Here is a 26,327-nt window from a genome sequence, read left to right on the forward strand (position 1 = left end):
GCCCTCACAGTGTCGTCATTTGTCTGATAAATGATTCAGGCATACGGCACCGCCAGTGAACAATTACAAGGAAACCGCGACATGACCCTGTTCCGCAAGAACCTGATCGATGGCGAGTGGGTCGGCGAAGCCGGCTCGCGCAACATCAACCCGTCTGATACCGGCGATGTCGTTGGCGAATATGCCTCGGCCGGCGCCGAACAGGCAAAGCAGGCGATTGCAGCGGCCAAGGCTGCTTTCCCGGCCTGGTCGCGCTCGGCGCCGCTCGCCCGTCACAGTGTGCTGAAGAAGGCGTCGGACGAGATCATGGCCCGCAAGGACGAGATCGGCCGCTCGCTGTCGCGCGAAGAAGGCAAGACGCTGGCCGAGGGTATTGGCGAGACCATCCGCGCCGCCCAGATCTTCGATTTCTTCGCCGGCGAGACGCTGCGCCTGTCGGGCGAGCTGGTTCCCAGCGTGCGTCCGGGCGTCGGCGTTGAGATCACCCGCGAAGCCGTCGGCGTCGTCGGCATCATCACGCCGTGGAATTTCCCGATCGCCATTCCCACCTGGAAGATCGCGCCGGCGCTCGCTCACGGCAACACCATCGTCTTCAAGCCGGCCGAACTCGTCCCCGAAAGCGCCTGGACCATTGTCGACATCCTGCACCGTGCCGGCCTGCCGAAAGGCGTGCTCAATCTGGTCATGGGCAAGGGCTCGGTGGTCGGCCAGGCCATGCTCGACAGCCCCGACCTCAACGCCATCACCTTCACAGGCTCGGTCGGCACCGGCAAACGCGTCGCCGCGGCCAGCGTCGAGCACATGCGCAAGTTCCAGCTCGAAATGGGCGGCAAGAACCCGCTCGTCGTGCTCGACGACGCCGACCTCGCCATAGCTGTCGATTGCGCCATCAACGGCGCCTATTTCTCGACCGGCCAGCGCTGCACGGCCTCGTCGCGCCTGGTGGTGACCGAAGGCATTCACGACCGCTTCGTCGCCGCACTCAAGGAGCGCCTGGACAAACTCGTCATTGGCGATGCGCTCGACGCCAAGACCCAGATCGGGCCTGTCGTCGATGCGAGCCAGCTGAAGCAGGACGAGGACTACATCGCCATCGGCAGCAAGGAGGGCGCCAACCTTGCTTTCGGCGGCGAGCGGCTCGATCGCGAAACGCCCGGCTTTTATCTCCGGCCGGCGCTGTTTACCGAGAGCACCAACGCCATGCGCATTTCGCGCGAGGAAATTTTCGGGCCGGTCGCCAACGTCATCCGCGTCAAGGACTATGACGAGGCGCTGGCTGTAGCCAACGACACCCCCTTCGGCCTGACCTCGGGCATCTGCACCTCGAGCCTCAAACACGCCACGCATTTCCGGCGCAATTCGGAAGCCGGCATGGTGATGGTCAATCTGCCGACAGCTGGTGTCGATTTCCATGTCCCGTTCGGTGGCCGCAAGGGCTCGAGCTACGGCCCGCGCGAGCAGGGCCGCTATGCCGCGGAATTCTACACCACGGTGAAGACGGCCTATACATTTGCCGGCTAATCGACGGATCTATCGATGACTTCGGCAAAAGAGGACCTGACCTGGCTCAACCCGCCGCCGCATAATGTGTTCGGTGACGACACGGTGCATGTACGCACCGGCAAGGAAACCGACTTCTGGCGCGAGACCTTCTATGGCTTCTGGCGCGACAATGGCCATTTCCTCTATCGCCCGGTCGAGGGGGACTTCAGCGCCGAAGTCACCGTCAAGGGCGACTACAAGGTGCTCTACGACCAGGCCGGGCTGATGCTGCGGCTGAGCGAAACGCACTGGATCAAGGCAGGCATCGAATACACCGACGGGCTGGCCTATTTTTCCGTTGTCGTCACCAACGACACCTCCGACTGGTCGCTGGTCAGCATCCCCCGCGATCCGAATGGCGTGCGCATCCGTCTGACCCGCCACGCCGAGGCCATCCGCATCCAGTATCTGGACTCCACCGATGGCCACTGGAAGCCGGTGCGGCTCGCCTATTTCCCGATCTCGAGGTCTGTCGATGTCGGCATGATGTGCTGTTCGCCGCAGCGCGAAGGTTTTGAAGTCACATTCTCCGGCTTTACCGTTGGCCCGCCGATTTCCAGGCAATTGCACGACTGACGGCTTGCCGAGGCCGGTCGGGTGTCGAATCGATCAGCGAAGTGGTTCGGCGTTGAACACCTTCTGGACGATTTGCCAGCGGCCGTTGAGGAAGAAGCACGACAGCAGGTCAGTCACCTCACGCGGAGGGATTCGAAGGCTGATCTTGAGCAGCGCCATGTCGCGCACCAGGTTGATCGAGAGAATCTGGTCCTTGCGCTCGGCACCGGCTTCTCGCGGGGGCTTCAGCGTCCGAACGGTATCCAGCCAGGCGGCTACAGGGGTCACGACGACAGTCTCGTTTTCCCCTTTCCGCGTAACAAAAGCCGCCTCGTGGAAGATGGAAGCAAACTTGTCGGCGTCCATGTCATGGGCGGCATCGAAGTAGGTTTGAGCCAGAGCGGCCAAGTTATCTATTCCCGGCAATTGGATGTCTGACGTGGTCATGATGGCTCCCTTCAGGTCTAGCAATGCGCTTGCTATAAGGGGTTCGGCGGCCGCGTTTAACCGGCGCGCCCTTACCAGCCTTGTTAGCTGAACTACTCAATCACGGGTAATCATGGACCCTCTCCTTCCGTCTGCTGGCGACTTCAACCAGCTCCGCGCGTTTGTCGCGGTAGCGGGCTCGCTCAATTTCAGTCGCGCAGCGGAAAAGCTCGGTGTGTCGTCTTCGGCCCTGAGCCAGATGGTCCGCGGGCTCGAGGAGCGCGTCGGCGTCAGCCTGTTCAATCGGACGACGCGAAGCGTCTCCCTGACCGAGGCCGGCGCCAGACTTTTCGCGCGCGTGAAGCCCGCCGTCGATCAGCTTGGCGAGGCTTTGGGCGAAACAAGCGAACGTCGAGCCCACCCCGCCGGGACAGTGCGGATGCACTGCTTTCACAATGCCGCCACCCTTTATTTGACGCCCATATTGCGGGCGTTCAGCGATGCCTATCCGCAGGTGGTCCTCGACGTCACGCTCGACGACACTGTGGTGAACATCGTAGCCGAGGGCTATGACGTTGCCATTCGGCTCGGAGAGGTCATCGACAAGGATCTGATCGCGGTGAAGCTCGGTCCCGAGCTGCGACAGACCGCCGTCGCCTCACCCGACTATCTCGCGCGACGCGGGACGCCTGCTCACCCACGCGACCTGCTCTCCCACAGCTGCATCGGCTGGCGATGGCCTGGCCAGGCGACCCCGCACAAGTGGGAGTTCATGGCGGACGGCAAGTGGTTCGAGGTCGCCGTGGAAGGGCCCGTCATCTCGAGCCAGAAGGACTTTGGCGTGCAGGCAGCGGTCGCCGGGCTCGGCATCGCCTTCGCGAGCGAACAGCTGATCGATGCGCATATCGCCGAAGGGCGCCTCGTCCCGCTGCTCGAGGCCTGGTCGGCGCCCTTTCCTGGTTACTACCTTTGTTATCCGGCACAGCGGCAGATGGCGCCGGCGCTCCGCGTCCTCATCGATACTATCCGCCGGGGGACGCGGGGTCCGTCAGAGGCGACCAACTCCAGAGCTTAGCTGTCCGCGCGATGCTGGAAAAACTGCAAAAACAGTTCCCGCTCCGTCGTGATGTCGAGCTTGTCGTAGATGCGGCGGCGATGGTTCTTCACCGTGCCGACGGTGATGCCGAGACGCTCGGCGATGTTGGCGGTTGGATGTCCCGCGAGGATCAGCTGCACGAGTTCACGTTCGCGCAGCGAAAGTTCCGGCCACAGGCTCGTCGGGATGGTCGGCTCCTGCCGAGGCGAGGCGCCGGGGCCGGTCGGCGCCGAGGTACGGGAGAACTCGGTGCCGCGCGCCTTGATGTCGAGCGCATGCAGGGCTTCGAACACTGGCAGCCGCTCATCCAGCAGGGCGATCTCGCTGTCCCTGAACGAAGAGGTCGAGCGGTCGAGAAAAATGCCGAGGCACCAGTCGCCGCCATCGGCCAGCATGATGCCGACCTCGTCGCTGATTTCCGACTGCGCCAGGAAGCCGGCTATGTACTGGCCGCGCTTGGCCTCTTCGTCGGCGAGCCGCTTCAGCGGCAGGATGCCCAGCCGGCGTTCTCGCCGCCATGAGGCGTAGAACGGGTCGAAGACGTAGTAATTGTCGAGATAGCGCCGGACCATTTCGTCCGAGAAGCGCCGATGCTTGATGAATTCCGGCGTCTGCGTCGCCGAATAGCGCGTCACGGTGACCAGATCATGGTCGATGTCCGCGCCGATCAGGTCGATCAGGCAGTCGACATGCCTGTCCGTACCGGTGGCGGCGATCGCCTTTGCCAGCGGCCCCCAGATAGTGCTCATGCGCATGCCCTTTTCTCGGCGATGTCAGCCGCGCAGTCATTGTGTCTTTAGGCATATGGCGCGATCCGGCACCGAACCTCTAGCTTGCGGTCACTCTCGAAGAGGGAAGGCGACCCGTGGACCAGATCACTACCAACCCCATCGTTATCGGCATCGACGCCGGCGGCACCATGACCGACACCATCCTTGTCGATCAGGACGGCCACTTCAAGATCGGCAAATCGGCGACCACGCCGAAGGACGAGGCCGAAGGCTTCCTCGCCTCCGCCGAAGACGCGGCCGATGCCTGGGGCATCTCGCTGGAGACGCTCTTCTCCGGCGTCAACGTCGTGCTCTATTCCGGCACCGGCATGCTCAATACGCTGCTGTCGCGCACCGGCCGCAAGCTTGGCCTGATCACCACCAAGGGCCTGGAAGACATGATCCTGATGGGCCGCGGCCTGCAGGCCTGGGCCGATTATTCCTATGCCGACCGGTTGCATGCGGTCACCCATCATCACCCCGATCCGCTGGTGCCGCGCCGCCGCACCCACGGCGTCACCGAGCGCATCGACCAGTTCGGCGACATCGTGCTGCCGCTCTATGAGCATGAGGTCGCGATTGCGGCCAAGAAGCTGATTGCCGACAAGGTCGAGGCGATCTGCATCATGACCATCTTCTCGCACGTCAATCCGGTGCACGAAAAGCGCATCGCCGAGATCTGCCGCGAGGAGGTGCAGAAGGCCGGCGCCGACATTCTCATCTACACCAGCCACGAAGTCCGCCCGGTCATTCGCGAACAGTCGCGGCTGAACTCGGTGCTGATCGAGGCCTATGCCACCTCGCGCGGCCGCAAGCAGCTCAAGGGCATCGAGGACGTCTCGAAGAAATACGGCTTCAAATACGGCGTGCAGACGCTGCTGTCCTTCGGCGGCCTGACCTCGATCAACCATCCGCGCCTGCACGAAACCATGATCTCCGGCCCGATCGGCGGCATTCTCGGCGCCGCCTATGTCGGCAAGCTCATCGGCAACGATTCGCTGATCTGCTCGGACATGGGCGGAACCTCCTTCGACATGGGCGTCATCTCGCGCGGCCAGACCCGGATCGAGAACGAGCCGCTGATGGACCGTTTCAAGCTCAACGTGCCGACGCTGCATCTCGACACGATCGGCGCCGGCGCCGGCATGATCCTCAAGGTCGACCCGCTGACCAAGAAGGTCTCGCTCGGGCCGGAAAGTGCGGGCTCGGATCCCGGCCCGATCTGCTTCGCCAAGGGCGGCACCGAACCCACCATCGCCGATTGCGACGCCATCCTCGGCCGTCTCAACCCGTATTATTTCCTCGGCGGCAAGGTCGTCCTGCAGGTCGAGAAGGCGCGCAAGGCGTTCGAGGAAAAATGCTCCAGCATCCTTGGCGTCGGTGTCGAGGAGGCAGCCGAAGGCATGATCGACATGCTGGAAGCCGACGCCAACAACGCACTGCGCCGCGTCATTTCCGGCCAGGGCATCCATCCCTCCGAATTCACCCTGCTGTCCTATGGTGGCTCAGGCCCGCTGCACTTGGCCGGCTGCTCCAGGGGCATCGGCTTCAAGGATATCATCACCTTCCAGTTCGCCGCCGCGTTCTCGGCCTTCGGCTGCACCACCGCCGATTTCATGCGCCGCCACTCGGTGTCGACGCAGCACGACATCGGCGCACGGGCGAGCGATGACGAACTGCTCGCCTTCGGCAAAAAGGTCACCGCTGTCTGGAACGACCTGACCAAGGCTGCGGTCGACGAGATGATCGAGGACGGCCACGCCCGCGACAAGATCAAGACCGTGCCGTTCCTCATGATGCGCTACACCGGCCAACTCGAGGACGTCGAAGTCATGGCGCCACTCGCCGAGGTCAATTCGGCTGACGACATGCGTAAGGTCATCGACGAGTTCGAGGCGGTCTACGCCAAGGTCAACCACCGCGTCTCGCGCTATCGCGAGGCCGGCTTCACCATCACCGAGCTCGGGCTGATCGCGACCGCCGACAAGGTCAAGCCGGTGCTGCTCAAGCGCCCGCTCGGCAAGTCGGATCCAGCATCGGCCCGCAAGGGCGTGCGTGAAGCCTATATTGGCGGCCGCTGGCACAAGGCCAATCTCTACGAGATGGACCTGCTGCAGCCCGGCCACGAGGTCATCGGCCCGGCCATCATCGAACACCCGGCGACAACGCTCGTCGTTCACCCGCAAGATCGCGTCCATGTCGATGAATGGACGCTGCTGCACTACACCCACGCTTGACAAGGGCGAACGCCATGCTGGACAAACCCGCCTCCACCCTGCGCCTCCGCGAACGGCTGATCGAATCCGAACGGCTCATGGAAGAGACCGGCTGCTATGACGGCATCACGGAACTCCATCTGCGCAACCAGGATCCGCTGAAATTCGAGACGCTGCACACCAAGCTGCGCGCCTATTGCGTCTCGGCCCGCGAAATGGCCCGCCGCATCTCGGCCTCGCCCGGCGTGCGCGAGGTCGGCGAGATGGTGGTCGCCATCTACACACCGGAGGGCGACGCCATCGCGCTCTCCAACGGCATCATGGTCCACGTCCACACGATGAGCCGCTTCATCAAATGGATGATCAAGAACAACTACGAGGAAAACCCGAAGATCCGCGAAGGCGATATCTTCGCCAACAACGATGCCTTCATCGGCACCGTGCAGGTGCCTGATGTGATGGACGTGGTGCCGATCTTCCATGAAGGCACGCTGGTTGGCTGGGCAGGGGCTGTCTGCCACGAGCTGGAAGCCGGCGGCATCACGCCTGGTGGTGACGTCTGTCTCGCACAGGAACGCTTTACCGAAGGCCTGTTCGTCTGCGCCGAAAAGATCGGCGAGAATGACGAGATCCGCCGCGACTACGTCATCCGCTGCGAGCGCAATCTGCGCATGCCGATCTACTGGGTGCTCGACGAGAAGGCCAAGGTCGCCTCCTGCATCGACATGCGCGAAAGCGTCAAGCAGCTGATCTCCGAGATCGGCCTCGACTACTGGATGAAGGTGTCGAAGGAGTTCATCGAGGAAGGCCGCCGGGCCCAGCTCGCCCGCACCCGCCAGCTCACCGTGCCCGGCATCTATCGCGGCCACACCTTCTACGGCCACGTCACCGCCGGCAAGCCCGGCTTCCAGCTGCTCGGCGATCCCGACTGGCTCTACAACATCCCGATCGAGATGGAGATCACCACCGACGGCAAGATCACCATGGACTTCGAGGGCACGCAGCCCTGGGGTTACCATTCGATGAATTGCACGCCGGCCGGAATGGATGGCGGCATGTTCGTCACTTTGACCCAGCACATGAATTTCGAAGGTTTGGTCAATGATGGCGCCTGGATGGCGACCGAGCTGAAACTGCCGCATGGCACCTGGACCAACCCCGACAACGAGATGGTGGCGACCGCCACCTCATGGGCGCTGCTGCTGCCGGCCTATGGTGTGTTCCAGCGGCTTTTGTCGCGCGGCTTCGTCGCCCGTGGCTTCGTCGAGGAGGCCTTCGTCGGCCAGGTCAACAGCCCGATGATCGAGATGGGGGGCGAAAGCCAGTACGGCACGCCGTTCGGCATGGCGCATTTCGAATGCGCCGCCGCCGGCTCCGGCGCGCTCGCCATCGCCGATGGCCTCGATACGGCCTATGTCGGCTGGAACCCGGAATCCGACATGGGCAACATGGAGGTCTGGGAACAGTCGATGCCGATGGTCTATATCGGCCGCTCGATCGTCCCCAACTCCGGCGGCGCCGGCAAATATCGCGGTGGCTGTTCCTTCGTCTCGACCTGGCTGATCAGCAAGACCTCGCATCTGCGGCTCCACACCTCGGAGCATTCCTCCAGGGTGTTTGACAATGGCGGCATGTGCGGCGGCTATCCCGCGCCGACCTGCCAGAAGCATCGCGCCGTGCGCAACTCCAACATCCATGAACTGGCGGCCAGAGGCGAACCGCTGGCGCATGCGCCCGGCATCGACCCGCATGTCTCCGACTATGAGAAGAACATCGGCGGCGACCATGTTGTGGTCGAGGGCCCCTACATCACCTCGCCGCACAAGTCCGGTGACATCTTCAGCCATTCCTACAATGGCGGCGGCGGTTACGGCGACGTGCTGGAGCGCGATCCGATCAAGACCGCATGGGACGTCGAGAACGGCTACCTCACCCGCGAAGCGGCGATCCAGGTTTTTGGCATCGTGCTGAAGGACGACGCCGACGGTTATCCCCTTGCCGATATCGATGCCACCGTCGAACGCCGCGCCGCCATGCGCAGAGAGCGTCTGGCCAAGGCTATCCCGGTTTCGGACTGGATCGACGCCGAGCGAAGCCGCGTCGAGAAAGCCGACTTCGCGCCGGAAGTGAAGAAAATGTATGCCAGCGCGATCAAGCTTTCGTCGCGCTTCACCAAGGATTTCAGTGAGTTCTGGGCCGTCGACGCCAAATCGATCTTCATGCCGGGAGCAAAGCCATGACCTCGTACAGCAAGGAAGTCCTCGGCGATCTGGCCGCCGGCAAGCTGCCCTGGCCGCAGACAAGGCGCATCATGAGCGCCTACAAGGATGATGACCGCTTCTTCAAGATGGTCGCCGTCTATCAGGACCGTGTCGCCTGGAAGGACCCGATCCTGCTGCCGGTCTCGGATCACCTCTTCATCTGCCAGAGCGGCGACGAGCGGATCACCCGCTGCGAATGCGGCCATTCCTTCGGCGACTATCGCAAGAACTGGAAGCTGAAGGCCGCGATCATAGTACGCAACACCGAGGAGGCGCTGCGCGAAATCTACCCCAACAGCGATATCCCCGATCCGCAATGGATGGAAATTCGCGAGTTCATCTGCCCGGAATGCGGCACCATGCACGAGGTCGAAGCGGCGGCCCCCGGCTATCCCATTGTTCACGATTTCGAGCCGGATCTAGAAGGCTTCTATCGCGAATGGCTGGGCAAACCGCTCTAGTGATGTCGTGGCCGGCGCCGCAGGCAAGGTAGCGCTCGTTGCCGGGCTGGGTCTAAGACTATTGCATCAGATTTCGGCGTCGGAGATCCATTGCCTATGACAGACCTTTCCGGCCGCAGCGCCATCATCACTGGCGGGTTTTCCGGCATGGGCTTCGCCATTGCCACGGCACTGGCTGAAACCGGCGCCAATGTCGCCGTCGGCTCCTACATCGCGCCCGCCGGCGCGGACAGATCCGATGCCGCCTACTATCCGGGCGCCGACGAGATCGAGCGTGTGCGCTCCGCCCTATCGGCCCATGGCACCAGGGTTCACGTGGCGCATCTCGATGTCCGCGATAGCGAGATCACCAACCGCTTTGCGGCCGACGCAGAAGCCGCTATCGGCCCGGCCGACATACTGGTCAACGCTGCCGGCACCACAGCCGAACAGCCTGTCTGCGGTCATTCCGATGCGCTGTGGGACAAGATCGTCGACACCAACCTGACCGGCGCTTTCCGCGTCACCCGAGCCGTGCTGCCCGGCATGATCGAGCGCGGCTGGGGCCGCATCGTCAATATAGGTTCGACGGCGGCCACCGTCGGCTGGAAGGACAACCCGGCCTACTGCGCCTCCAAGGCCGGCCTTCTCGGCCTCACCCGCTGCGTGGCGCTGGAAGGGGCGGCACATGGCGTCACCTGCGTCATGATCAGCCCGACCTGGGTCGAGACCGAACTGATGCGCCGCAACGTGGCGCAGGTTGTCGAGCGCGAGGGCAAGGGCCGCACGGCCGAGGAAGCGATGGCCGAGATCGCCAAAGGCAATCCGCAGCAGCGCATGCTGCAGCCACAGGAGATTGCGGCCTTGGCCGTGTTCCTGTGCTCGGACCTCGCGCAGGGCATCACCATGGAAAACATCCAGATCACCGGCGGAGCGCTGTGGTAGCGGCCTGATCTTGCGCGAAGCCGCATTCGCGCCATCTGGCTGTTGCATGGTCGTTCTGGCCGGCGCACTTGCCCCGTGACAACTTTTCCATTGAGTGACAGGCGATACAGGTTATATTGCACTGCACAATGGATGCCCGTCGATCGGGGTCCGGCAAAGGCAGCGGTCGCGTGCGGCCGCCGGCGAGCGTCACGCCCGAGGCCCGACGCGGAAAAGCCGGTTCATGGGCGCTTATGCGCGGCTGAAACGCGGCGTGCCCAGTTGGAAGGCGGCAGGAATGAGAAATCCGGTACGGATATGAAGATTCCGAAATCCATTCTGATCGATCCGGAAAGCAACAAGGCCTATGCCGCCTTCGCCGTTGTCGTGTCGGTCTTTGCCTTCGCCTATTCCACGAATTTCGGCAAGATCCTGATCCTTGCCTATTATCTGGTGTGGCTGCCGCTGCTGTTCGTCGACTACCGGCGCTTCACGCGCGATCTTTCCAGCACATGGCTGCCGCTTGTCTTCGTGGCCTATATCTGCCTCTCGGTCTTCTGGTCGCAAGCGGCCGGCACCAGCGCGCGGGCGGGGGTGCAGTATTTCTCGCACATCCTGTGCGCCTACGTCGCCGCGCGCACCATAAGCGTTCGCACGCTGGTGCTGGGCTCGCTGATCGGCATCTTCGTCGTGCTGCTTTATTCGCTGAAAGTCGGCGGCTATGCGCTCGACACCATCGACGGCACCACCAATTTCGTCGGCGCCTTCGGCTCCAAGAACCAGGTCGGCTTCTTTGCCTCGCTGGGCATCTTCTTTTGCCTTGCCTTTCTCATCTTTTACCGGCGCAACTGGATGAGTTTCGTCTGGACCGCGCCGATCATGCTGTTGTCGGTCTACATGCTGGCGATTGCCCATTCGGCGACCTCCGTCGCTTCGCTGCCGGCGGTGATCGGCATCGTTGCCTTGCTCACCATGAGCAAAATCCTGTCGCGCGCCTATCGGCGCGTCATGTTTGTCGTCGGCGCCGTCGCGCTTGTCACGGGTGTGGTGGCCGCGCTCAACCTCGGCCTGCTCGACTTCGTGCTCGGCATCTTCGGCAAGGATTCGACGCTGACCGGCCGCACCTATCTCTGGGAACAGGGCTGGCTGGCGGCGCAGCAGCATCCAGTGCTCGGCTATGGCTACGCCGCCTACTGGATACAGGGCTTTGCCGATCCGGAACGGCTCTGGGCGGAGTTCTACATCTCGACCCGCACCGGCTTCCATTTCCACAACACCTACATCGAGACGTTGGTCGAGCTTGGCTTCATCGGGATGACCATGCTGGCGCTGATCATCCTGCGCTCCTTCTGGGGCCATGTCTCGAAAGTGGTGTTCGGCGATTGGAGTGCCGATTCGGTGGTGCTTGCCGGGGCGGTCGGCTTGATGCTGATCCGCTCCTTCTTCGAGGTCGAGATACTCGGACCCTATTTCACGGCCTCGTTCATTGTCTACTACGGCCTGTTCAAGCTGCGCCCGGTGCCGGTGGTCCGGGCAAGGCGCGCCTATGCTCCCGTGCAGGACGAGAAGGCCGCCAGCGGCCGCATGCCGGCACGAGTCTGACAGGTCAGCCGCACAATAGATTCTTGCGAAGAGGGACCCCCACCCTAACCCTCCCCACAAGGGGGAGGGACCGCTGCCGCGCGCCTTTGCTGATCAGGTTCAGCTGAACGCGCTAATGGAAGTCTCCCTCCCACTTGTGGGGAGGGCTAAGGGTGGGGGTACTCGTAGGGCGAAAGCCTCCGCTATATGCGGCCGTCCTGGAGGATCAGGCGACGGCCCGCTTGCGCTGCATCAGGCGCTGCAGGAAGCGGCGCAACGGTTCGTCATAGATGCGCGTGGCGATGTCGGCGATGACGATGACCGCAACCGCCATGACGATGCCGAACCAGGGATGATGCGCGAATGGGTCGATCGACGCGGCCTTGCCTGCGCCGGCGATGATCATCAGCATCGGCGTGTGGATGATGTAGATCGGGTAGGAAATCCGCCCGAGCCAGCCATAGAGGCCTGACAGGCGGGGTGCCGTCGGCGCTATGGCACCGATCACCACCAGGGCCGGGAAGATGAAGACGACACAGGCGAGATCGTAGGCGATGCGCGCGTCGCCGGCCGGTGCGATGGCGAAGACGACAAGCGTCAGACCGATCGCAGCCTCGACCCACCAGCCGCGCCGCAGCAAGCCGAGCCCGCTTTGGTAGCGCGCCATGGATCGGCAAAGCAGCACGCCGAGAAAGAAGGAGAAACAGACGCGCGGCAGTCCGCTGACAATGGTCTTGCCAGTCATGCCGAAGTCGAGCGTGCCGGCAATGATCGAGGCGACCACCAGCAGCGCCAGGCTGACGGCGATGAGGACTGTCAGCACGCGCTTCGACAGCAGGAAAAAGACAGCGACATAGGCGATGTTGACGATCAGTTCGAAGAACAGTGACCACGACGCCGGATTGAGCGGAAAGATCGTGTGATAGGCATCGCTGACCAGCGGGATGAAGAACATGCCGGTCGTCAGCATCGTGCCGATCTCCGAGATGGGCATGTATTCCGCCGGGATCAGCCGGTTCTTGACCAGCAAATAGAAGAAGCCGAGCAACGTGCCGGCAAGGTAGAGCGGGTAGAGGCGGATCAGGCGGATCGCCACGAACGTGCCGAAGCCCATGCCGTTTTCGATCTTGCGGTCATAAGCATGCGCGATGACGAAACCGCTGAGCAGGAAGAACAGATCGACCGCGAGATAGCTCGACGGCAGCACCTTGCCGGCGGCCAGGAACGGCGAGAAATGGTAGAGCATCACGCTGATCGCCGCCACGCCGCGGATGGCGTCGAGATTGAGGTAGACATGGCGCGGGGCGGCGGGCTGCATCGTATGCCTTCAAGCGGTCCAGATAGAATTGCTCGCCCGCGCCTGGGCGCGAACGAGCCGAAATTGTTCCTCCCGCCTCCGCCGTGCCGGTCTCACGGAACGAGCCCTGCGCGAAACTACTGGCTGGCCGTCGGCGCCAGCTTCACCTTGATGACGTCGCCCGGCAGCACCGGTGTGTCTTCCTTGGCCTCGATCTCGCTCGTCTTGCCGTCGGCAACGCGCACCAGCGAGTAGAGAAGCGTCGGCTCCTCACCGCTTGTGATGGCGGCGGTCGTGGCGGGATCCGATGCCTGGGCTATCAGGCCTTTCTGCATGCCCACCCTGAGCGCCGCCTCGTTCAGGTCGGCTTCGACCTGCTGGCGGCTGGAGGCAAGGTTCGAATTCAAGGTGTTCTGGGCATCAATGGCATCCTGCGACGCCTTGCTGATCGACTGCTTGGCGGTCAGGATGGCCGTCTCGTAGTCGAGAATCTGGCCTTGCAGATTGGCGACGGACTGCTCCGAGCTCAGTACGCGCGTGTTGACGACCAGGCCCTTCTGCACCAGCGGGCTGATGCTTTCGAGCTGTTGCTTGGCAAGGTCGACCTGCCGCTGCTGGTTGACGATCTTCTTCTGCAGCGCTTCGATTTCGGCCTGCAGCACCCCCTTCAATTCGTCGAGCGCCTGCAGCTTCAGCTTCAACGCCTTCTGATCGGCCGTCAGAATCTGCATCTCGTCGGCGACGATGGCTGGCAAGCGCGGATCGCCCTCGACCTCCTTCGGCACGTCGAAACTAGCCTTGCCGGCGAGATCCGCATCGATGCGGGCACGCTTGACGATCAGCCGCACGCGCTGGTCGTCATAGATATCGAAATTGCCCTTGGCGGTGACCAGGTCCTTGCCGATCTGCGGGCCATAGTCGGCGTTGCGCCGGATCCCACCGGCGATGCTGACCGCCTTGAGCACGGTCAGCTCGGGCACATAGGGAAACTGGCCAGGCGTCTGGATCTCGCCCGAGATGTAGAACGGCCGGAACTGCACCATTTCCACCGAGGCTTCCGGCTTGTCCGACAGGGCAAGCTTGCGCTGCAGGGCAACGCTGATGGCGGCCGCAACCTCCGACGTGGTCTTGCCGGCGGCCGGCAATTCGCCGACGAACGGCACCGACAAATTGCCGGCCGGGCCGACCGAATATTCGCCGTTCACCGCCGCCCAGTCACGGAACGTGCCTTCGACGGTCTGCCATTCGGCGATGCGGATGTTGAGCTTGTCCTGCGAGCCGAGCCGGTACTCGTCGGCCATGGCCGGAACCGCGAGCGACAGAGCGAGGCATGTGGCGACGAGCCGTGCTGGCCCCATCGGGCCGGCAAGGCGAAAATAGGCTGACATATCTGTTTTCAACTGAACGTTTCCGATCCGTTTTGGCCCCATCCGCCCGATAGGCCTGCTGCCGAATGCCGGTTGAGCACCTCGACTGCAATGCAAGGCCGGCCCATCGCCGAATGGCTTTGGGCCGGATTGGCTTCGGGCCGGACCGGCCCGATTGCTGACCAGTTGCGGTCGGTCAGTAGGAACCGCGCGACATCCACACCGCAGGCACAGTCTTGAGGATGATGCGAACGTCTTCGAACAGCGACCAGTTCTCGACATAGTGACGGTCGAACGCGACGCGGCTGTCATAGGAGACATCGTTGCGTCCGCTGACCTGCCAGAGCCCGGTCAGGCCCGGCCGCGACTTCAAATAGTAGACCGCGGCGCTGCCATAGATCTCAAGCTCGTCGCGCACCACGGGACGAGGCCCGACAAGGCTCATGTCGCCCTGCAGGATGTTGATGATCTGCGGCAGCTCATCGAGGCTGAGCTTGCGCAGAACGGCACCGACGCGGGTGACGCGCGGATCGTTCTTCAGCTTGCGGGTCGCGATCCATTCGGCGTTGGCTTCCGGGTTGGCCGCGAGATAAGCGGTCAGCACGCGTTCGCCGTCTTCGACCATGGTGCGGAACTTGAGGCAGGGGAAGATCCGCCCGCCGCGTCCGATTCGCTTGTGTCCGTAGAAGATCGAGCCACCGTCGGAAAGCTTGACCAGAAGGGCCACCATCAGGAACAGTGGGCTGAGCGCCACCAGGCCGACAAGTGAACCGAAAATATCGAAACTGCGCTTTAGCAGCCCGCCGATCGGTGGCGGAAAATCTACGCCGACCTGCGAAAATGCCGCATTGGCCGACTTGGCAACGTCCCTCATGCAAAAGCTCCATACGTTGAACGGATGGTTTATGTCACGATACCAAAAAAATGCTGCAGCGCAACACACAATTTCCTATACGAGTGAAATAGTCACGTCATGAATTGACTAAATAATAAACGCGCCCTGCCCAAATTTTGCCCTTTATGGCAGGTTTGTGACGAATAATTAGCAACGGTAGGAAATGTAATGCCTTTTTCCGGCCCGTTTTGGACGAATCGTCCTTCGCCCCAGAGGGAATGGCTTTAACTCGGTTTCGAATCACTCGTTTTGCTAGATTAATCAAATAAAATACTAATCAAGATTGTAGATTCTACTGACGTAAGAATCGTTTGACGAGTTAGGCCACCACCCCTGCGTGTGCATCGCAGCATGGCAGAGTCGAACGCGTTGGCAGACTGAAAATTATCGCCGGTTGCCCTTGCCGCCAGTTTCGCGCCTTAATAGAGTCGCAAATTATTTCTGTTAGAGCCTGAATGGGTTGGGAAGGCCGGAAGCAACCGGCCGAAAAAGAGCAGCTGAATAAGCTCGCATGGCGAATGGGGAGATACTCGGGTGGGTAAGTCATCGCTTTTGCATGCTCGGGCCGGTTGACGGGCCGCCGATCATGTCATTACCAAAATTCGTCATCGGAATGGTTTTCGCCCTCGCGATCGTGGTCGCGTGGTCGTACTTCGACGGCGCGTCGCTCTCCACAACGGTGCTTCGCGTCATCGGCTGTGCTGTCCTCATCCAGATCGGTTATTTCCTGCTGGTCTATGTGATGATCGCCAGGAGCGCGCCGACATCGGCCGACAGGGCTCGCGACGCTGAACGAAGCCTCGGCGCGGAAAAGGCGTCCGAAGGCGAGAAACTCTCGGCCAGGCGCAGCATGCATTGAATACAGGCCGAGGTCGTACGCGACCTCGGCCACATTGCAATCGGACTCAGCCTGCTTCGGCCGGCTCGGGTTTTGATTGCTCGCCTGAAAGCATCCTCGACAGGCGGCTGCCGGCCTTCGCCTTCAACCTCTGATATTGCCCGACTTCGACGATCCGGCCGGTTTCGATCGCAACCACCCAGTCGGCGAAGGCGATCATCGACGGCCTGTGCGCGATGGTCAGGATCGTCATCGATCCGCGCAGGCCGTCGATCGATTTGGCGATCAGAGACTGGTTCTGCCAGTCGAGCGCGCTGGTCGCCTCGTCGAGAATGAGCAGCAAGGGCTTGCGCAGCAACGCGCGCGCCAGTGCAATGCGCTGGCGTTCGCCGCCTGAGAGCCGCACGCCACGGTCGCCGACCACCGTGTCGAGCCGCAGTTCCAGCTTTTCGACAAAGTCAGCGCCGTGCGCCGCGCGAAGTGCAGTCCACAACTCCGCGTCACTGGCTTGTGGCGCAGCAAGACGCAGATTGGCGGCGATCGTGTCGTGGAGCAGGAAGACATCCTGCGGTACATACGCCACCCGATCGCGCCAATGCCGGCGGTTCGTCGAATTGATCTCGACTCCATCGGCCAGGATCTTGCCTTCGCTCGGCTCCAGCAGGCCGAGCAGCATGTCGGCAAGCGTGCTCTTGCCCGAGCCTGACGGGCCGATCAGTGCCGTTACCTTGCCGGCGGGAAGACCGAAGGTGATGTCGTTCACCACCGGCTTGCCGCCGGCCTCATAGGCAAAGGAAACATTGCGGATGTTGAGCCCGATATCCAGCGACAGCTTGGCATCGGATTCGAGGTTCGCAGGCTCGCGCTCGGCGTCGAAACGCGCCTGCATGTCACGCATCGAGGCATAGGCGGGCAGATTGATCAGCACTTGCTGCGCTTGCATCTGCATATCCATGAAGCGCGGCGCAATGCGCATGAACACCAGCAGCAGCACGACGATCTCCGCCAGCGAGAGGTTGAAGCGAACCAGGGCGACGTAGATGAACAGGCTAAGCCCGATGACGCTGGCGACCTGGAACAAAGCGGTGCCGATGGTGCTGTTGCGCACATAGTTGATGTTGTCGGCCTTCATCTTCTCCAGTGTCGCGCGAAGCTGCGCGTAATAGGTCTCCTCGACATTCAGGCTCTTGGCCACCTTGATGCCGCCGAGGAACTCCGAGACCGTGCGGTACTGCTCCTGACGATTGGTGGTCAAAACCCGGCCGAAAGCGCTGGCTCGCGCACGAAACGGCTGCAGAGCCAGGAACGTGACGATGCCGACGACGATGGCGAAGGCCGTCATGACAGGCGAAATGAACAGCGAAACCACGAGATAACCTGCCAGAAGCACAGCAATCTGCACCAGCATCAGCAGCGAGAAGGCGGCTGATTGAACGCGGTCGATGTCGCCGGTCAGCGCATGGTCGAGGTCGGAACTGCGCATGCGCGCAAAAATGCCCCAGCGCGCTTTGCCGATGCTCTCGAACAGGTTCATGCGCAGGCGGTTGATGAAGTCGAGCAGCAGCCGCGCCATGTAGACGGATTTGTAGCGGTTGAACGCTGCTTGCAGCGCGACAAGCCCGACCAGCAGGCAAAGCACCGTGGTCAACTGCAGCGTCCCGTCAGGCACCAGCCCGCGCACGAAGTCGTTGTTCGGCAGCTTGACCGCAAAATTCTGCTCCGGCCGCCCGACCAGATGCAGCAGCGGCACCAGAAGCAGGATCGAGATGCCTTCGGTCAGGCTCCCCAGGACCAGGAACAGCAGCGCCGTCAGCGTCCTGCGCCCGCCAATCCGGGCCATGGCGGCGCCGAACCCGGCGACATCTAGGTAAAACGAAAAGCGAAGGATCTGCGATCCCGACATGTTGTTCACCGCGGCCCGTTGTCAGCGGCCAGATCGTTTTCGATCAGGGCGACGGCCTCGCCGATACGGTCGAGCCCGGTCGGCACTTCGAGGCGGCAGACGCCGATCTGGCTGGCGAGGGCTGCACATTGGCGGAGGTGCGTCGTGGCAAAATCGCCGACCAGGGCCGGGCGACCGAACCGCGTCACATAGGAGAATTTGATGATAGCCGGCAGGGCGCCCATGTTCGGCAGCGGCGTAATCGCTGCCTTTTCGCCGCGCTCGAGGATGTAGATCCGCGTTGCCGGCACCATCTCGCTTGAGAATCCGCCACGCAGGCGATGCTGCATCTTGTCGATCGCCGCATGCACCTGCGGGCGTATCTCTGCTTGCCGGATGGGAAACGCGGCTGCGGCATCGGCGGCGAGCTTCAACTGCGGAAAGCCCGGAACGATCATCGGCTGTTCGGTGAGATCGAGCGCTACGACATCGTCGGTCAGCAAGCGATGTCCGGCCCCGATCATAGCGCTTGCCGTGGTCGATTTGCCGGCGCCTTTGTCGCCCATGAAAACAGCGCTCTTGCCGCCGACGGCAATGGCGCTGGCATGCAGGATGAGCAGGCCGCGCTGGTGCAGGAGCAGCGCCATGACCGGGCCGAGCAGCGGAAACGCCAGCAGCGCATCGTCGACATCAGGCGCCGGCTCGACCTCGATGCGGCAGGCATCGGTGATCAGGAAGGCGCCGACGGTCTGCCATGCCAGATATTGCTGCCGCCGCTCGAAGCGGAAAGCAGTTCCGGTCTGGGGCGAAGGTTTTGGCAAGTCGATTGGGCCGACCGTGATCAGGACGTCGGCAGGAGCTGGTGCGCTCGGCTCCAGCTCGGGCAGCTCGATCTGCGAAGCGACCGTCAGGCCATAGGCCTTGTAGAAGCGCTGTACGCGAGCAGCACTTGGGTGCCGGTCATCGGCGGCGAGTGGCATGTTGGCCGGAATCATGCGTGGCTCCCGCGCAGTTGCACCTGCCTTAGCCACAGCGACAGCGCGATCGAGCGCCAGACATACTGGACATCGGGCAAGGTGGCGGCCTCAGGTTGGCTGGAGATGCGGCCATAGGCAGCGGTCACTTCGGGCAAATTGACGTAGGGGGCAATCAGCGCCGCATCCGCCACCAGCACCTTGTCGAGGAGATCGCGGTGATTGCCGAGCATGCCTTTGACCAAATTGGAGGTGAAATCGATCTTGTCGCGCCGCCACTGCACCGCCGGCGGCAGAATTCCTTCCATGGCGCGCCGAAGCACCGAACGGCCAAAGCCCTGGTTCAGCTTTTCCGCGCCAGGCAGCGCCAGGCAGAACTCGACCAGCGGCTTGTCCCAGAAGGGGTAGCGCGGCTCGACGCCGAAATTCGCCGCGGCCTTGTCGAGAACCTCGAAAGCGTGCGGCACCATGCCGTTCGACAGCAGCCAGCGATGGGTCAAGGTCTCGCTGGCGCTGACCGCGGGCGGCATGTAGCCAGCCCGGCGGAACCGCTCGACGAGGTCCGTCCGCATCGCCAGATCCGGATTGATCAGGCCGCGCCAGCTTGTCGCCGGCCGCCCAGTGGGATGGCGCCGCAATTTGCCCAGCGCTCGGTTTGCGAGCCGTTTGATTTTGGCGATGCGCCAGGCCGGCCCGTAAAGGGTGAGGAATTGATAGTAGAGGCCGAGCATGCCGTCGCCATAAGTGTTGGAAGCGCTGCGCAGCTCGCGCCAAAGCTCCATCCATTTGCCGGCATCGGCGAGTTCGTGCAGATGGCCGTGGCCCTGCGAAACCACCTCGTCGCCGCCATGGCCGTCCAGCAGCACCTTCATGCCTTTGACGCCGGCGGTTCTGTAGATGTCGCGGGTCAGCGACAGGCCAGGCGCCAGGAACGTTTCTTCCTGCTCTTCCAGGATGCGCTCGAACTCGGCGAAGGGCGCATAGTTGCCGACGGAAATCAGGGTGCCGTCGACCTTCTGCTGCGCAAGCACCGCCTCGATGAAAGGCCGCTCGTCCATCGGCGAGCCTTTTTCGAACACCAGCGAGAAAGTCGGCAGCCTCGGCTTTCGCTGCGCCGCATTCTGCATGCCCGCAACGCAAGCGATCGAGGAGGAATCGAGCCCTCCGCTCAGCATCGCGCCGACCGCCGGCGTGCCGCGCATGCGGTTGCGGACCGATTGCGAAAACAGATGGCGGAATTCCTCGGCCGCGTCCGCCCGAATCGGCCTTGGTGATGGCTCGATCTGCCAGTAGCGGCGCAACACTACCTGATTGTCGGTCACGGTCAGGCTGTGGCGCGCCGGCAGGCGAAAGATGTCGGCGTAGGCTGTTGACTGTGGATCGTCGGGCAGCCCAGCGAGAAATCCGGAAATCTGGTGTTCGCTGATGCGCATGTCGACGCCGCCGACATCGAGGATCGGCCCGATCTCCGAGGCAAAGACGAAGCGCCGGTCGCTCGAATGGTAGTAGAAGGGTTTGACGCCGAAATGGTCGCGCACGCAAAACAGCTGCCGGCGCTCGCCATCCCAGAGGGCGAAGGCGAAGTCGCCCTGCAGATGTTCGGGGCAGGCTTCGCCCCAGCGCAGATAGGCGCGCATCAACAGCACGGCGTCAGCGACCGAACTGTCCCTGATGCCGAGCCTGGCCAGCAATTCGTCGCGATTGTCCAACCGGCAGTCGGCGGTGATCGCGAGCTTGCCGCCGGCCATCGTCAGCGGGCCGGGGCCGGCTTCATCGGTGGTATTGAGCCAGGCGTGGCCAAGAACGACGCTTGCGTCCATCCACCACGAACTGCCGTCAGGCGCGCGATGCTGCATGCGGGCAAGCATGCGCTGGATGTCAGCCGCAGCGGCCGGCTTGCCTTCCTGCCTGAGCAGAATTCCGGCGACGCCGCTCATCGGTCACTGGCCGTGATCGACGAGATGGGTAAACCTGCCAAGCGAGCCGCCAAGCACGATATGGTCGCCGCTCACCAGCCAGGCATGCGCCTTCAATTCAGTGCCGGTATCGCGCTCGATGCCGATGCGGATCTTCGAAGCGTTGCCCTGGCGGGCAAGCAAATACTGGCCGGAAAGCGCCTGGGTGAGGCAGCTTGCGCCCGGCACCAGCCGCGCCGCGGCCGCAACGCCCCAGGCTACGCGCCTGAGATCGCCGATGCCGGCCGGCGCGCTCGCGTCGAGCCGCGTCACCATGCTGCGAACTTTGTTGTACGAAAGCAGCGTTAGCCCCAGTCTCACCGCTGCAACCACCGCAAGGCAGTGGGCGAGGAAGAGCATCTCCGGCCCGCTCAGCGAGAAAACTCTAGACAAGTTCCTCATCATGGAGCCTCGCAAGCCCGGCGTCCGCCAGGCCTTTCAACAATCCGTTGACATCGGCCTTGCAGCGTTCGGGCTCGACATTGTAGCGCTCGAGCACGGCGCTGCGGATTTCCGCGATCGGCTTTGGCTCCTGGATCAGTTCCCAGATATAGGCCCCGACGCTGTTCAGGCTGTAGTAGATGTTGGACCGCATATCGAGCAGCGCCAGGCCGTTGCCGAATTCGCAGGCAACCGCATCCTTGCTCGCGCTCACCCGATCATGCTCCGAGGGGTTCCAGTCCATCCTAAACCTCGCTCACACGACACTGCTCACTACACCAACGCTTCGGCAATTCCGGACAAGGCGCAAGAGCCGGGGCCTGAGCCCCGACTCTCCTTAGTGCGCTCTGTTTCAGAGTCCGGACTTTGTCACCCCAACGAGAAGAGAGTCTCAGGAGAAGGTGAGTTCGCCGACCGGCGTATGTGCCGGAAACGAGGCGTCGAGTGCCGTGGTGCCGCTACCGCCTTGCGTGATGGTCTCGATCGAGCCGTGGACCGTCAGGCTTGGGGTTTCGTACTCATGCTTTTCAACATTCTGTTCCATTTTACTCTCCAATACGGACTGGAAGCGGCCTGTCGATTGCCGGCAGCGATCTATTGCTGCACCGCAATAGCTGCATGGCAGCATTTATGAGTCAAGTCTGATTTACCCGCCGTTAATCAATTCTCGGTTGCGGCCGCCTTCAATGGTGATCAAAACGCTTGCATCTGCACTCTAGCCGCGCATCCCAAGTGAATTCAACGATGCATCCGTGGCGATTAATTAAGCATCTGATTTAATTACACTAAATTTTCTACTTGGAGTGCCCGCCTTTTAGGCTCGAGCAAAGCCGCACGGAAATTGCTGCAGGCGTGCTGTCGGCCGATCCGATTCCGGCGCCGCCCGTGCTGCGTTGCACAATTGTGCCGCTAAACGCTCTGGTTGTGGCGGGGTCGGCCCCGAAGGAATAACTGGACGCGGCAGCTTAATTTGGCGATGCTTTGCTTCGCACTTGCAATATAACGCGCCTAACAAAATTTTTGCGGAGATGCTGCAGCATATGGCCTTGCAGGAAGGGACCTTCGAGAGGTTGCGCGCCGCCGGCTGCGCCGACGAAGTGGCCTATGTGCAGGCGTGCCTGCGGCTGTTCTTCAACCCGGAGGCGAGCGCCAGCACTGCGCCTGCGCCGGCTATCTCCGTTGCCGATGTCTGCGACATCGCGCGGCTGAACAAGGTCGCGACCTTTGTGCTGAAGGCGCTGTCGCGCCCACCCGTGGGCGAGACCCCGCCTGGGCTGCTCGAGTGGCTCGACACCTACCGCCGGCGCACGATCGCGATGAACTCGTCCGGCATCATGGACTCGATGGCCATCGACGAGGCGCTGCGCGACAGCAAGATCGATTTCGTCTTCCTGAAGGGACCGTTCCAGCAGCAACTGCTCTATGGCGACCATTTCATGAAGCCGTCCGGCGATGTCGACATATTGGTGTCGCCAGCCGGCTTCTTCAAAGCCCGCGATGCGCTGCGCTCGATCGGCTACGAGGTCGCCGGCAAGTCCCGCTCCGTATGGTGGGTGCGGTTTTTGGGCGAACAGCATATGGTTCGCAGCCAGGGTCCGAAATTGTCCACCGTCGATCTCCACTACCGGCTGCAGCAGCCGGGATCGCCAAGCCCACGCGACACGGACGGCTTTCTGCGCCGCAAGCGCGCGCTTGCGATCGCCGGCTCCAGCGTACCTTTCATCTCGGCTTCCGACACCTTGCTCTTGTCCTGCATCAGTGTCGCCAAGGCGCTGTTCAACCGCGAGCCATGCGCGGGTTATGTCTGCGACATCAGGGCCGCGGCCAGCCGCCTGAGCGAGGCCGAGCAGCAGAATGTGCTCGACTACGCGGCCGAGCAGGGGCTGGCCGACACGCTGCTCCTGGGCTTGCGCGCCGCCGACGTGCTGCTTGGCGGCGCCGGCACGCTGCTCTCGGATCGGGCCACCAGGATCCTGTCACGCATCGGCAATGAAGACCTGTTCCACATGGTTATCGCGCCGTGGCTGTCGTCGCTGAGATGGCCGCAACGGCGCACCGTTTTGTGGGAACTATGCGGCCGCGAACCTGTCCGCTACCTGACCGAAGCAGGCTGGGCCGCGTCCGCCGACCTCAGCCGGCGGATCTTTGAGCGACCGGAAGGCCGGTGATGACGAGGGTCGTCAGACAGCAGGCTGAGAAAGTTCCGTCCCGATTCGCTGGCGATGGATCACGTGAGGATGGATCGGGATCCGGCGCCGCGCGCCGGAAGGGCGAGGGGCCTCGCAACAATTTATGCAATCGAAAGGCCACCCTATGTCCATGACAGAATCCCAGGTCTGCGTGATCATCGCGGCCCGCAACGCGGCCCGCACCATTCCCGCGGCCATCGCCTCGGCGCTGCGCGAGCCGGAGGTGGCGGAAGTCGTCGTCGTCGACGATGCCTCCACCGACGACACCGCAAAAGTCGCCACTGCTGCCGACGATGGCAGCGGCCGGCTGTCGGTTATCCGCCTCGACGTCAATCGCGGCCCTTCTTTCGCCCGCAACGCCGCCATTGCCGGCTCCAAATCGCCCTTCATCAGCATTCTCGACGCCGACGATTTCTTTCTCGAGGGCCGGTTCCGCCAGCTGTTTGCCAGCACCGACTGGGATTTTGCCGCCGACAACATCATGCTGATCCGCGACGATACGGCGACCGATGTTTCCAAAATCGTCGCCCCGGCCTTTTCGGCGGATCCGGAGTTCCTCGACTTCGAGCGTTTCATCGAAGGCAACATTTCAAGGAGGCGCGTCCAGCGCGGCGAGCTCGGCTTTCTCAAGCCGGTCATTTCAAGGGCTTTCCTTGACAGGCATGAGCTGCGCTACGACGAAAACCTGCGTCTGGGCGAAGATTACGAACTCTATGCCCGTGCTTTTGCCCTCGGCGCGCGGTTCAAGGTCATCCGGTCCTGCGGCTACGGCGCGATCGTGCGCGCCGATTCGCTGAGCGGCCGGCACAAGACGCAGGATCTGAAGCGCCTGGCCGATGCCGATCTGGCGCTTCTCAAGATCGACAGCCTGCCGGAAGGCTCCAAGGCCGTTCTGCGCAAGCACGAGCGGCACGTGCGCGACAAATACCGGCTGCGCAATTTCCTCGATGTGAAGGCCGAGCGCGGCATCGCTTCTGCCGCCGCCTATGCGCTGGCCAGCCAGTCGAACCTCATTCCCATCGTTTGCGGCGTGGCCTCGGACAAGCTCGATGCGTTGTTTCGTCACGTAGGTTTGTCACCGAGACAGCAGCCAGTGCCGCCCTTGCGGTACTTGATGGCGGGGACCAGCGCGTCCCCGAACAAGTAGGCCTCTCCAGTCCGCGGCAACGAGCACGGAAGCTGAAAAAATTGCCTTTCTGAAACTCGGAGGTTGCCTACGCGCTCCGACGATGGCACTGTATGTTGCGGTGCAGCAATTTTGGAAGGCCAACCGGATGGCTTCAATTTTCGGCTTCAGGTCCAGGGACCCGGCCCGGGACAAGCAGACCGATCTGGCGCGTTTCGACCGTCTGGCAAAGTTGCTGGATCAGATCACGGCCGAGATCGCGGCTGAGAAAACCGGGCTGGAGAATCGCTATCGGTCGAAGTCCACCAACGCGGCCTTCCTGGTCGAGTCGATGGAGAATGGCTCGGCGTCGGCAAGCAGGATGTCTGAGATCGGCGAGTTGACGAAATCGATCCTGAACTGCGAACAGCGCATCGCCGAATTGGTGCGCCAGACCAGCCGGATGAAGGAACTGCGTCATTCACTCGACGCGATTGTCGACGAGAATGCCTTGGGTCCTGATTCTCAGGCCGAATACGTCAAATCCGCAGGCCGCTCCGGCTGAAGCCGGTCATACGAGGCACAAACGAGAAAGTTCGAGGGGACGGAGGATCGGGATCGGCCCGTTGGGATGTGGGCCAGTCGGTGACTTTGGGTTGGGGCGGAACAGCACAAAGGTGAATTGATAATATGAACGAAGATCCGAAGACGACCCTCATCATGGCAATCGATGCCATGATTTCGGCGCAGCCAAATCGGCCGTTGCGTCTTCTGTCCGTTGGTGCACTTCTGCTGGCGGCAGCCGCAGCTCTGTTCGGCGCCGCGCAGCCCTCCCGTGCCCAGGACGCCTCGCCGGAGATGAAAAGCGCACCGTCCTTCGTCGACGATTTCAAGAGTTTCGATCGATCGCGCTGGTTTGTCTCCGACGGCTGGTCGAACGGCAACCACCAGAACTGCACCTGGTCGAAAAGCCTGGTCAAACTTTCCGACAACATGCTGACGCTCGGCTTCGAAAAGCGCAAATTGAAGGATCGCGAGTTCGCCTGCGCCGAGATCCAGACCAAGCAGCGTTTTGGCTACGGAACCTATGAAGCGCGGATGAAGACGGACACCGGTTCCGGCCTCAACGCCGCTTTCTTCACCTATATCGGCCCCGCCGACAAACAGCCCTGGTACGAGATCGACTTCGAGGTCCTGACCAAGGACACCTCCAAGGTGCAGGTCAACAGCTACATCGCCGGCAAACCGAAGAACGAGAAGCTGGCCGAAGTCGAAGGCGGCACCGACAAGGGCTTCAACGACTATGCCTTCATCTGGGAAAAGGACCGGCTGCGCTGGTACGTCAACGGCAAGCTGGTCCAGGAAGTGACCAATCCCGAGCAATTGCCGACCCATTCGCAGAAGATATTCTTCAGCCTCTGGGGCAGCGACACGCTGACCAACTGGATGGGCCCTTTTTCGGATCCCGGCCGCCAGGTGTCGATGCAGGTGCAACGCGTCGCCTTCACCGCGCTCGGCCAGCCGTGCCAGTTTCCGGAATCGTTGGCATGTAGTGTAAGCAGCATAAAGTAGA

The 26,327-nt window shown here is 62.3% G+C and carries 24 protein-coding genes; 13 read left to right on the forward strand and 11 right to left on the reverse strand.

Features of this window, described 5'->3' with window-relative positions; genetic code table 11:
* Nucleotides 1–81 precede the first annotated feature (81 nt).
* On the forward strand, nt 82–1,521 hold the full coding sequence (locus AC1D1N_RS18305) for an aldehyde dehydrogenase family protein (RefSeq protein ID WP_477350199.1): 1,440 nt from the start codon (nt 82–84) through the stop codon (nt 1,519–1,521).
* A 15-nt stretch (nt 1,522–1,536) separates the two neighbouring features.
* The gene (locus AC1D1N_RS18310; RefSeq protein WP_477350201.1) at nt 1,537–2,118 is read left to right on the forward strand and encodes a DUF1349 domain-containing protein; all 582 of its coding nucleotides are present in this window, start codon (nt 1,537–1,539) and stop codon (nt 2,116–2,118) included.
* A 33-nt stretch (nt 2,119–2,151) separates the two neighbouring features.
* Here AC1D1N_RS18310 and AC1D1N_RS18315 read toward each other — a convergent pair whose 3' ends face one another.
* Nucleotides 2,152–2,544, reverse strand: a complete 393-nt coding sequence (locus AC1D1N_RS18315) for a nuclear transport factor 2 family protein (protein ID WP_436257796.1) — start codon at nt 2,542–2,544, stop codon at nt 2,152–2,154.
* Between the two features lie 112 nt (nt 2,545–2,656).
* On the opposite strand from AC1D1N_RS18315, the gene AC1D1N_RS18320 reads away from it, so the two are divergent.
* The gene (locus tag AC1D1N_RS18320; RefSeq protein WP_436257797.1) at nt 2,657–3,598 is read left to right on the forward strand and encodes a LysR family transcriptional regulator; all 942 of its coding nucleotides are present in this window, start codon (nt 2,657–2,659) and stop codon (nt 3,596–3,598) included.
* Here AC1D1N_RS18320 and AC1D1N_RS18325 read toward each other — a convergent pair.
* On the reverse strand, nt 3,595–4,374 hold the full coding sequence (locus tag AC1D1N_RS18325) for a helix-turn-helix transcriptional regulator (protein WP_436257798.1): 780 nt from the start codon (nt 4,372–4,374) through the stop codon (nt 3,595–3,597). The genes AC1D1N_RS18320 and AC1D1N_RS18325 overlap by 4 nt on opposite strands.
* A gap of 110 nt (nt 4,375–4,484) precedes the next feature.
* Here AC1D1N_RS18325 and AC1D1N_RS18330 point away from each other — a divergent pair, with 110 nt between their 5' ends.
* The 5 genes from AC1D1N_RS18330 (at nt 4,485) to AC1D1N_RS18350 (ending at nt 11,832) form a co-directional block, all read left to right on the forward strand.
* Nucleotides 4,485–6,626 (forward strand): hydantoinase/oxoprolinase family protein, encoded by a 2,142-nt coding sequence (locus AC1D1N_RS18330; protein WP_436257799.1) that lies wholly within the window; start codon nt 4,485–4,487, stop codon nt 6,624–6,626.
* Nucleotides 6,627–6,640: 14 nt separating this feature from the next.
* Nucleotides 6,641–8,845 (forward strand): hydantoinase B/oxoprolinase family protein, encoded by a 2,205-nt coding sequence (locus AC1D1N_RS18335; RefSeq protein WP_477350205.1) that lies wholly within the window; start codon nt 6,641–6,643, stop codon nt 8,843–8,845.
* Nucleotides 8,842–9,327: an acetone carboxylase subunit gamma gene (locus AC1D1N_RS18340; protein WP_142867615.1), complete on the forward strand. Its 486-nt coding sequence runs from the start codon at nt 8,842–8,844 to the stop codon at nt 9,325–9,327. Before AC1D1N_RS18335 ends, AC1D1N_RS18340 begins: the two co-directional genes overlap by 4 nt.
* A 96-nt stretch (nt 9,328–9,423) precedes the next feature.
* Nucleotides 9,424–10,251 carry an SDR family NAD(P)-dependent oxidoreductase gene (locus tag AC1D1N_RS18345; protein ID WP_477350206.1) on the forward strand — a complete coding sequence of 276 codons (828 nt, stop codon included), beginning with the start codon at nt 9,424–9,426 and terminating at the stop codon, nt 10,249–10,251.
* Between the two features lie 297 nt (nt 10,252–10,548).
* On the forward strand, nt 10,549–11,832 hold the full coding sequence (locus AC1D1N_RS18350) for an O-antigen ligase family protein (RefSeq protein WP_477350208.1): 1,284 nt from the start codon (nt 10,549–10,551) through the stop codon (nt 11,830–11,832).
* A 205-nt stretch (nt 11,833–12,037) separates the two neighbouring features.
* On the opposite strand, the gene AC1D1N_RS18355 is transcribed toward AC1D1N_RS18350, so the two are convergent.
* The 3 genes from AC1D1N_RS18355 to AC1D1N_RS18365 form a co-directional block, all read right to left on the reverse strand.
* Nucleotides 12,038–13,129, reverse strand: coding sequence for an acyltransferase family protein (locus tag AC1D1N_RS18355; RefSeq protein ID WP_477350210.1), 1,092 nt, complete (start codon nt 13,127–13,129; stop codon nt 12,038–12,040).
* Between the two features lie 116 nt (nt 13,130–13,245).
* Entirely contained in the window at nt 13,246–14,496 is a 1,251-nt protein-coding gene (locus AC1D1N_RS18360; protein WP_477350212.1) for a polysaccharide biosynthesis/export family protein, read from the reverse strand.
* A 175-nt stretch (nt 14,497–14,671) separates the two neighbouring features.
* Nucleotides 14,672–15,349 (reverse strand): sugar transferase, encoded by a 678-nt coding sequence (locus AC1D1N_RS18365; protein WP_112560555.1) that lies wholly within the window; start codon nt 15,347–15,349, stop codon nt 14,672–14,674.
* Nucleotides 15,350–15,956: 607 nt separating this feature from the next.
* On the opposite strand from AC1D1N_RS18365, the gene AC1D1N_RS18370 reads away from it, so the two are divergent.
* Nucleotides 15,957–16,229 carry an exopolysaccharide production repressor exox gene (locus AC1D1N_RS18370; RefSeq protein ID WP_112560698.1) on the forward strand — a complete coding sequence of 91 codons (273 nt, stop codon included), beginning with the start codon at nt 15,957–15,959 and terminating at the stop codon, nt 16,227–16,229.
* 46 nt (nt 16,230–16,275) lie between these two features.
* Here AC1D1N_RS18370 and AC1D1N_RS18375 read toward each other — a convergent pair whose 3' ends face one another.
* The 6 genes from AC1D1N_RS18375 to AC1D1N_RS18400 form a co-directional block, all read right to left on the reverse strand.
* Complete coding sequence (locus tag AC1D1N_RS18375) at nt 16,276–18,111, reverse strand: ABC transporter ATP-binding protein (RefSeq protein ID WP_477350214.1); 1,836 nt, start codon at nt 18,109–18,111, stop codon at nt 16,276–16,278.
* A gap of 5 nt (nt 18,112–18,116) precedes the next feature.
* A complete protein-coding gene (locus AC1D1N_RS18380; RefSeq protein WP_477350216.1) occupies nt 18,117–19,085 on the reverse strand; it encodes a phosphoenolpyruvate carboxykinase (ATP) in 969 nt (322 codons plus the stop codon).
* Nucleotides 19,082–21,001: a lasso peptide isopeptide bond-forming cyclase gene (locus AC1D1N_RS18385; RefSeq protein WP_477350218.1), complete on the reverse strand. Its 1,920-nt coding sequence runs from the start codon at nt 20,999–21,001 to the stop codon at nt 19,082–19,084. The genes AC1D1N_RS18380 and AC1D1N_RS18385 overlap by 4 nt, the downstream gene beginning before the upstream one ends.
* 3 nt (nt 21,002–21,004) lie before the next feature.
* A complete protein-coding gene (locus tag AC1D1N_RS18390) occupies nt 21,005–21,412 on the reverse strand; it encodes a lasso peptide biosynthesis B2 protein (protein ID WP_246749738.1) in 408 nt (135 codons plus the stop codon).
* Nucleotides 21,405–21,674: a PqqD family protein gene (locus AC1D1N_RS18395; RefSeq protein ID WP_436257809.1), complete on the reverse strand. Its 270-nt coding sequence runs from the start codon at nt 21,672–21,674 to the stop codon at nt 21,405–21,407. Before AC1D1N_RS18395 ends, AC1D1N_RS18390 begins: the two co-directional genes overlap by 8 nt.
* Nucleotides 21,675–21,851: 177 nt before the next feature.
* Complete coding sequence (locus AC1D1N_RS18400) at nt 21,852–22,004, reverse strand: lasso RiPP family leader peptide-containing protein (protein WP_023684233.1); 153 nt, start codon at nt 22,002–22,004, stop codon at nt 21,852–21,854.
* Nucleotides 22,005–22,500: 496 nt separating this feature from the next.
* Here AC1D1N_RS18400 and AC1D1N_RS18405 point away from each other — a divergent pair, with 496 nt between their 5' ends.
* The 4 genes from AC1D1N_RS18405 to exoK all read left to right on the forward strand — a co-directional run bounded on the left by AC1D1N_RS18405 (nt 22,501) and on the right by exoK (nt 26,326).
* Nucleotides 22,501–23,628: a nucleotidyltransferase family protein gene (locus tag AC1D1N_RS18405; RefSeq protein WP_477350220.1), complete on the forward strand. Its 1,128-nt coding sequence runs from the start codon at nt 22,501–22,503 to the stop codon at nt 23,626–23,628.
* 145 nt (nt 23,629–23,773) lie between these two features.
* The gene (locus AC1D1N_RS18410) at nt 23,774–24,796 is read left to right on the forward strand and encodes a glycosyltransferase family 2 protein (protein WP_477350222.1); all 1,023 of its coding nucleotides are present in this window, start codon (nt 23,774–23,776) and stop codon (nt 24,794–24,796) included.
* Between the two features lie 127 nt (nt 24,797–24,923).
* Nucleotides 24,924–25,319: a hypothetical protein gene (locus AC1D1N_RS18415; RefSeq protein WP_436261868.1), complete on the forward strand. Its 396-nt coding sequence runs from the start codon at nt 24,924–24,926 to the stop codon at nt 25,317–25,319.
* 125 nt (nt 25,320–25,444) lie between these two features.
* Nucleotides 25,445–26,326, forward strand: a complete 882-nt coding sequence (gene exoK, locus AC1D1N_RS18420) for an endo-1,3-1,4-beta-glycanase ExoK (RefSeq protein ID WP_112560561.1) — start codon at nt 25,445–25,447, stop codon at nt 26,324–26,326.
* Nucleotide 26,327 lies beyond the last annotated feature (1 nt).

It is taken from the genome of Mesorhizobium sp. P2_B5 (assembly GCF_056404775.1).

Bases quoted from the DNA above. Each gene is read 5' to 3' on its own strand.
- AC1D1N_RS18335 (WP_477350205.1), top strand. From the start codon at position 6,641: ATGCTGGACAAACCCGCCTCCACCCTGCGCCTCCGCGAACGGCTGATC.
- AC1D1N_RS18385 (WP_477350218.1), bottom strand. From the start codon at position 21,001: ATGAGCGGCGTCGCCGGAATTCTGCTCAGGCAGGAAGGCAAGCCGGCC.
- AC1D1N_RS18410 (WP_477350222.1), top strand. From the start codon at position 23,774: ATGTCCATGACAGAATCCCAGGTCTGCGTGATCATCGCGGCCCGCAAC.
- AC1D1N_RS18360 (WP_477350212.1), bottom strand. From the start codon at position 14,496: ATGTCAGCCTATTTTCGCCTTGCCGGCCCGATGGGGCCAGCACGGCTC.
- AC1D1N_RS18305 (WP_477350199.1), top strand. From the start codon at position 82: ATGACCCTGTTCCGCAAGAACCTGATCGATGGCGAGTGGGTCGGCGAA.
- AC1D1N_RS18320 (WP_436257797.1), top strand. From the start codon at position 2,657: ATGGACCCTCTCCTTCCGTCTGCTGGCGACTTCAACCAGCTCCGCGCG.
- exoK (WP_112560561.1), top strand. From the start codon at position 25,445: ATGAACGAAGATCCGAAGACGACCCTCATCATGGCAATCGATGCCATG.
- AC1D1N_RS18400 (WP_023684233.1), bottom strand. From the start codon at position 22,004: ATGGAACAGAATGTTGAAAAGCATGAGTACGAAACCCCAAGCCTGACG.
- AC1D1N_RS18350 (WP_477350208.1), top strand. From the start codon at position 10,549: ATGAAGATTCCGAAATCCATTCTGATCGATCCGGAAAGCAACAAGGCC.
- AC1D1N_RS18315 (WP_436257796.1), bottom strand. From the start codon at position 2,544: ATGACCACGTCAGACATCCAATTGCCGGGAATAGATAACTTGGCCGCT.
- AC1D1N_RS18340 (WP_142867615.1), top strand. From the start codon at position 8,842: ATGACCTCGTACAGCAAGGAAGTCCTCGGCGATCTGGCCGCCGGCAAG.
- AC1D1N_RS18325 (WP_436257798.1), bottom strand. From the start codon at position 4,374: ATGCGCATGAGCACTATCTGGGGGCCGCTGGCAAAGGCGATCGCCGCC.
- AC1D1N_RS18370 (WP_112560698.1), top strand. From the start codon at position 15,957: ATGTCATTACCAAAATTCGTCATCGGAATGGTTTTCGCCCTCGCGATC.
- AC1D1N_RS18375 (WP_477350214.1), bottom strand. From the start codon at position 18,111: ATGTCGGGATCGCAGATCCTTCGCTTTTCGTTTTACCTAGATGTCGCC.
- AC1D1N_RS18380 (WP_477350216.1), bottom strand. From the start codon at position 19,085: ATGATTCCGGCCAACATGCCACTCGCCGCCGATGACCGGCACCCAAGT.
- AC1D1N_RS18405 (WP_477350220.1), top strand. From the start codon at position 22,501: ATGGCCTTGCAGGAAGGGACCTTCGAGAGGTTGCGCGCCGCCGGCTGC.
- AC1D1N_RS18415 (WP_436261868.1), top strand. From the start codon at position 24,924: ATGGCTTCAATTTTCGGCTTCAGGTCCAGGGACCCGGCCCGGGACAAG.
- AC1D1N_RS18365 (WP_112560555.1), bottom strand. From the start codon at position 15,349: ATGAGGGACGTTGCCAAGTCGGCCAATGCGGCATTTTCGCAGGTCGGC.
- AC1D1N_RS18355 (WP_477350210.1), bottom strand. From the start codon at position 13,129: ATGCAGCCCGCCGCCCCGCGCCATGTCTACCTCAATCTCGACGCCATC.
- AC1D1N_RS18345 (WP_477350206.1), top strand. From the start codon at position 9,424: ATGACAGACCTTTCCGGCCGCAGCGCCATCATCACTGGCGGGTTTTCC.
- AC1D1N_RS18310 (WP_477350201.1), top strand. From the start codon at position 1,537: ATGACTTCGGCAAAAGAGGACCTGACCTGGCTCAACCCGCCGCCGCAT.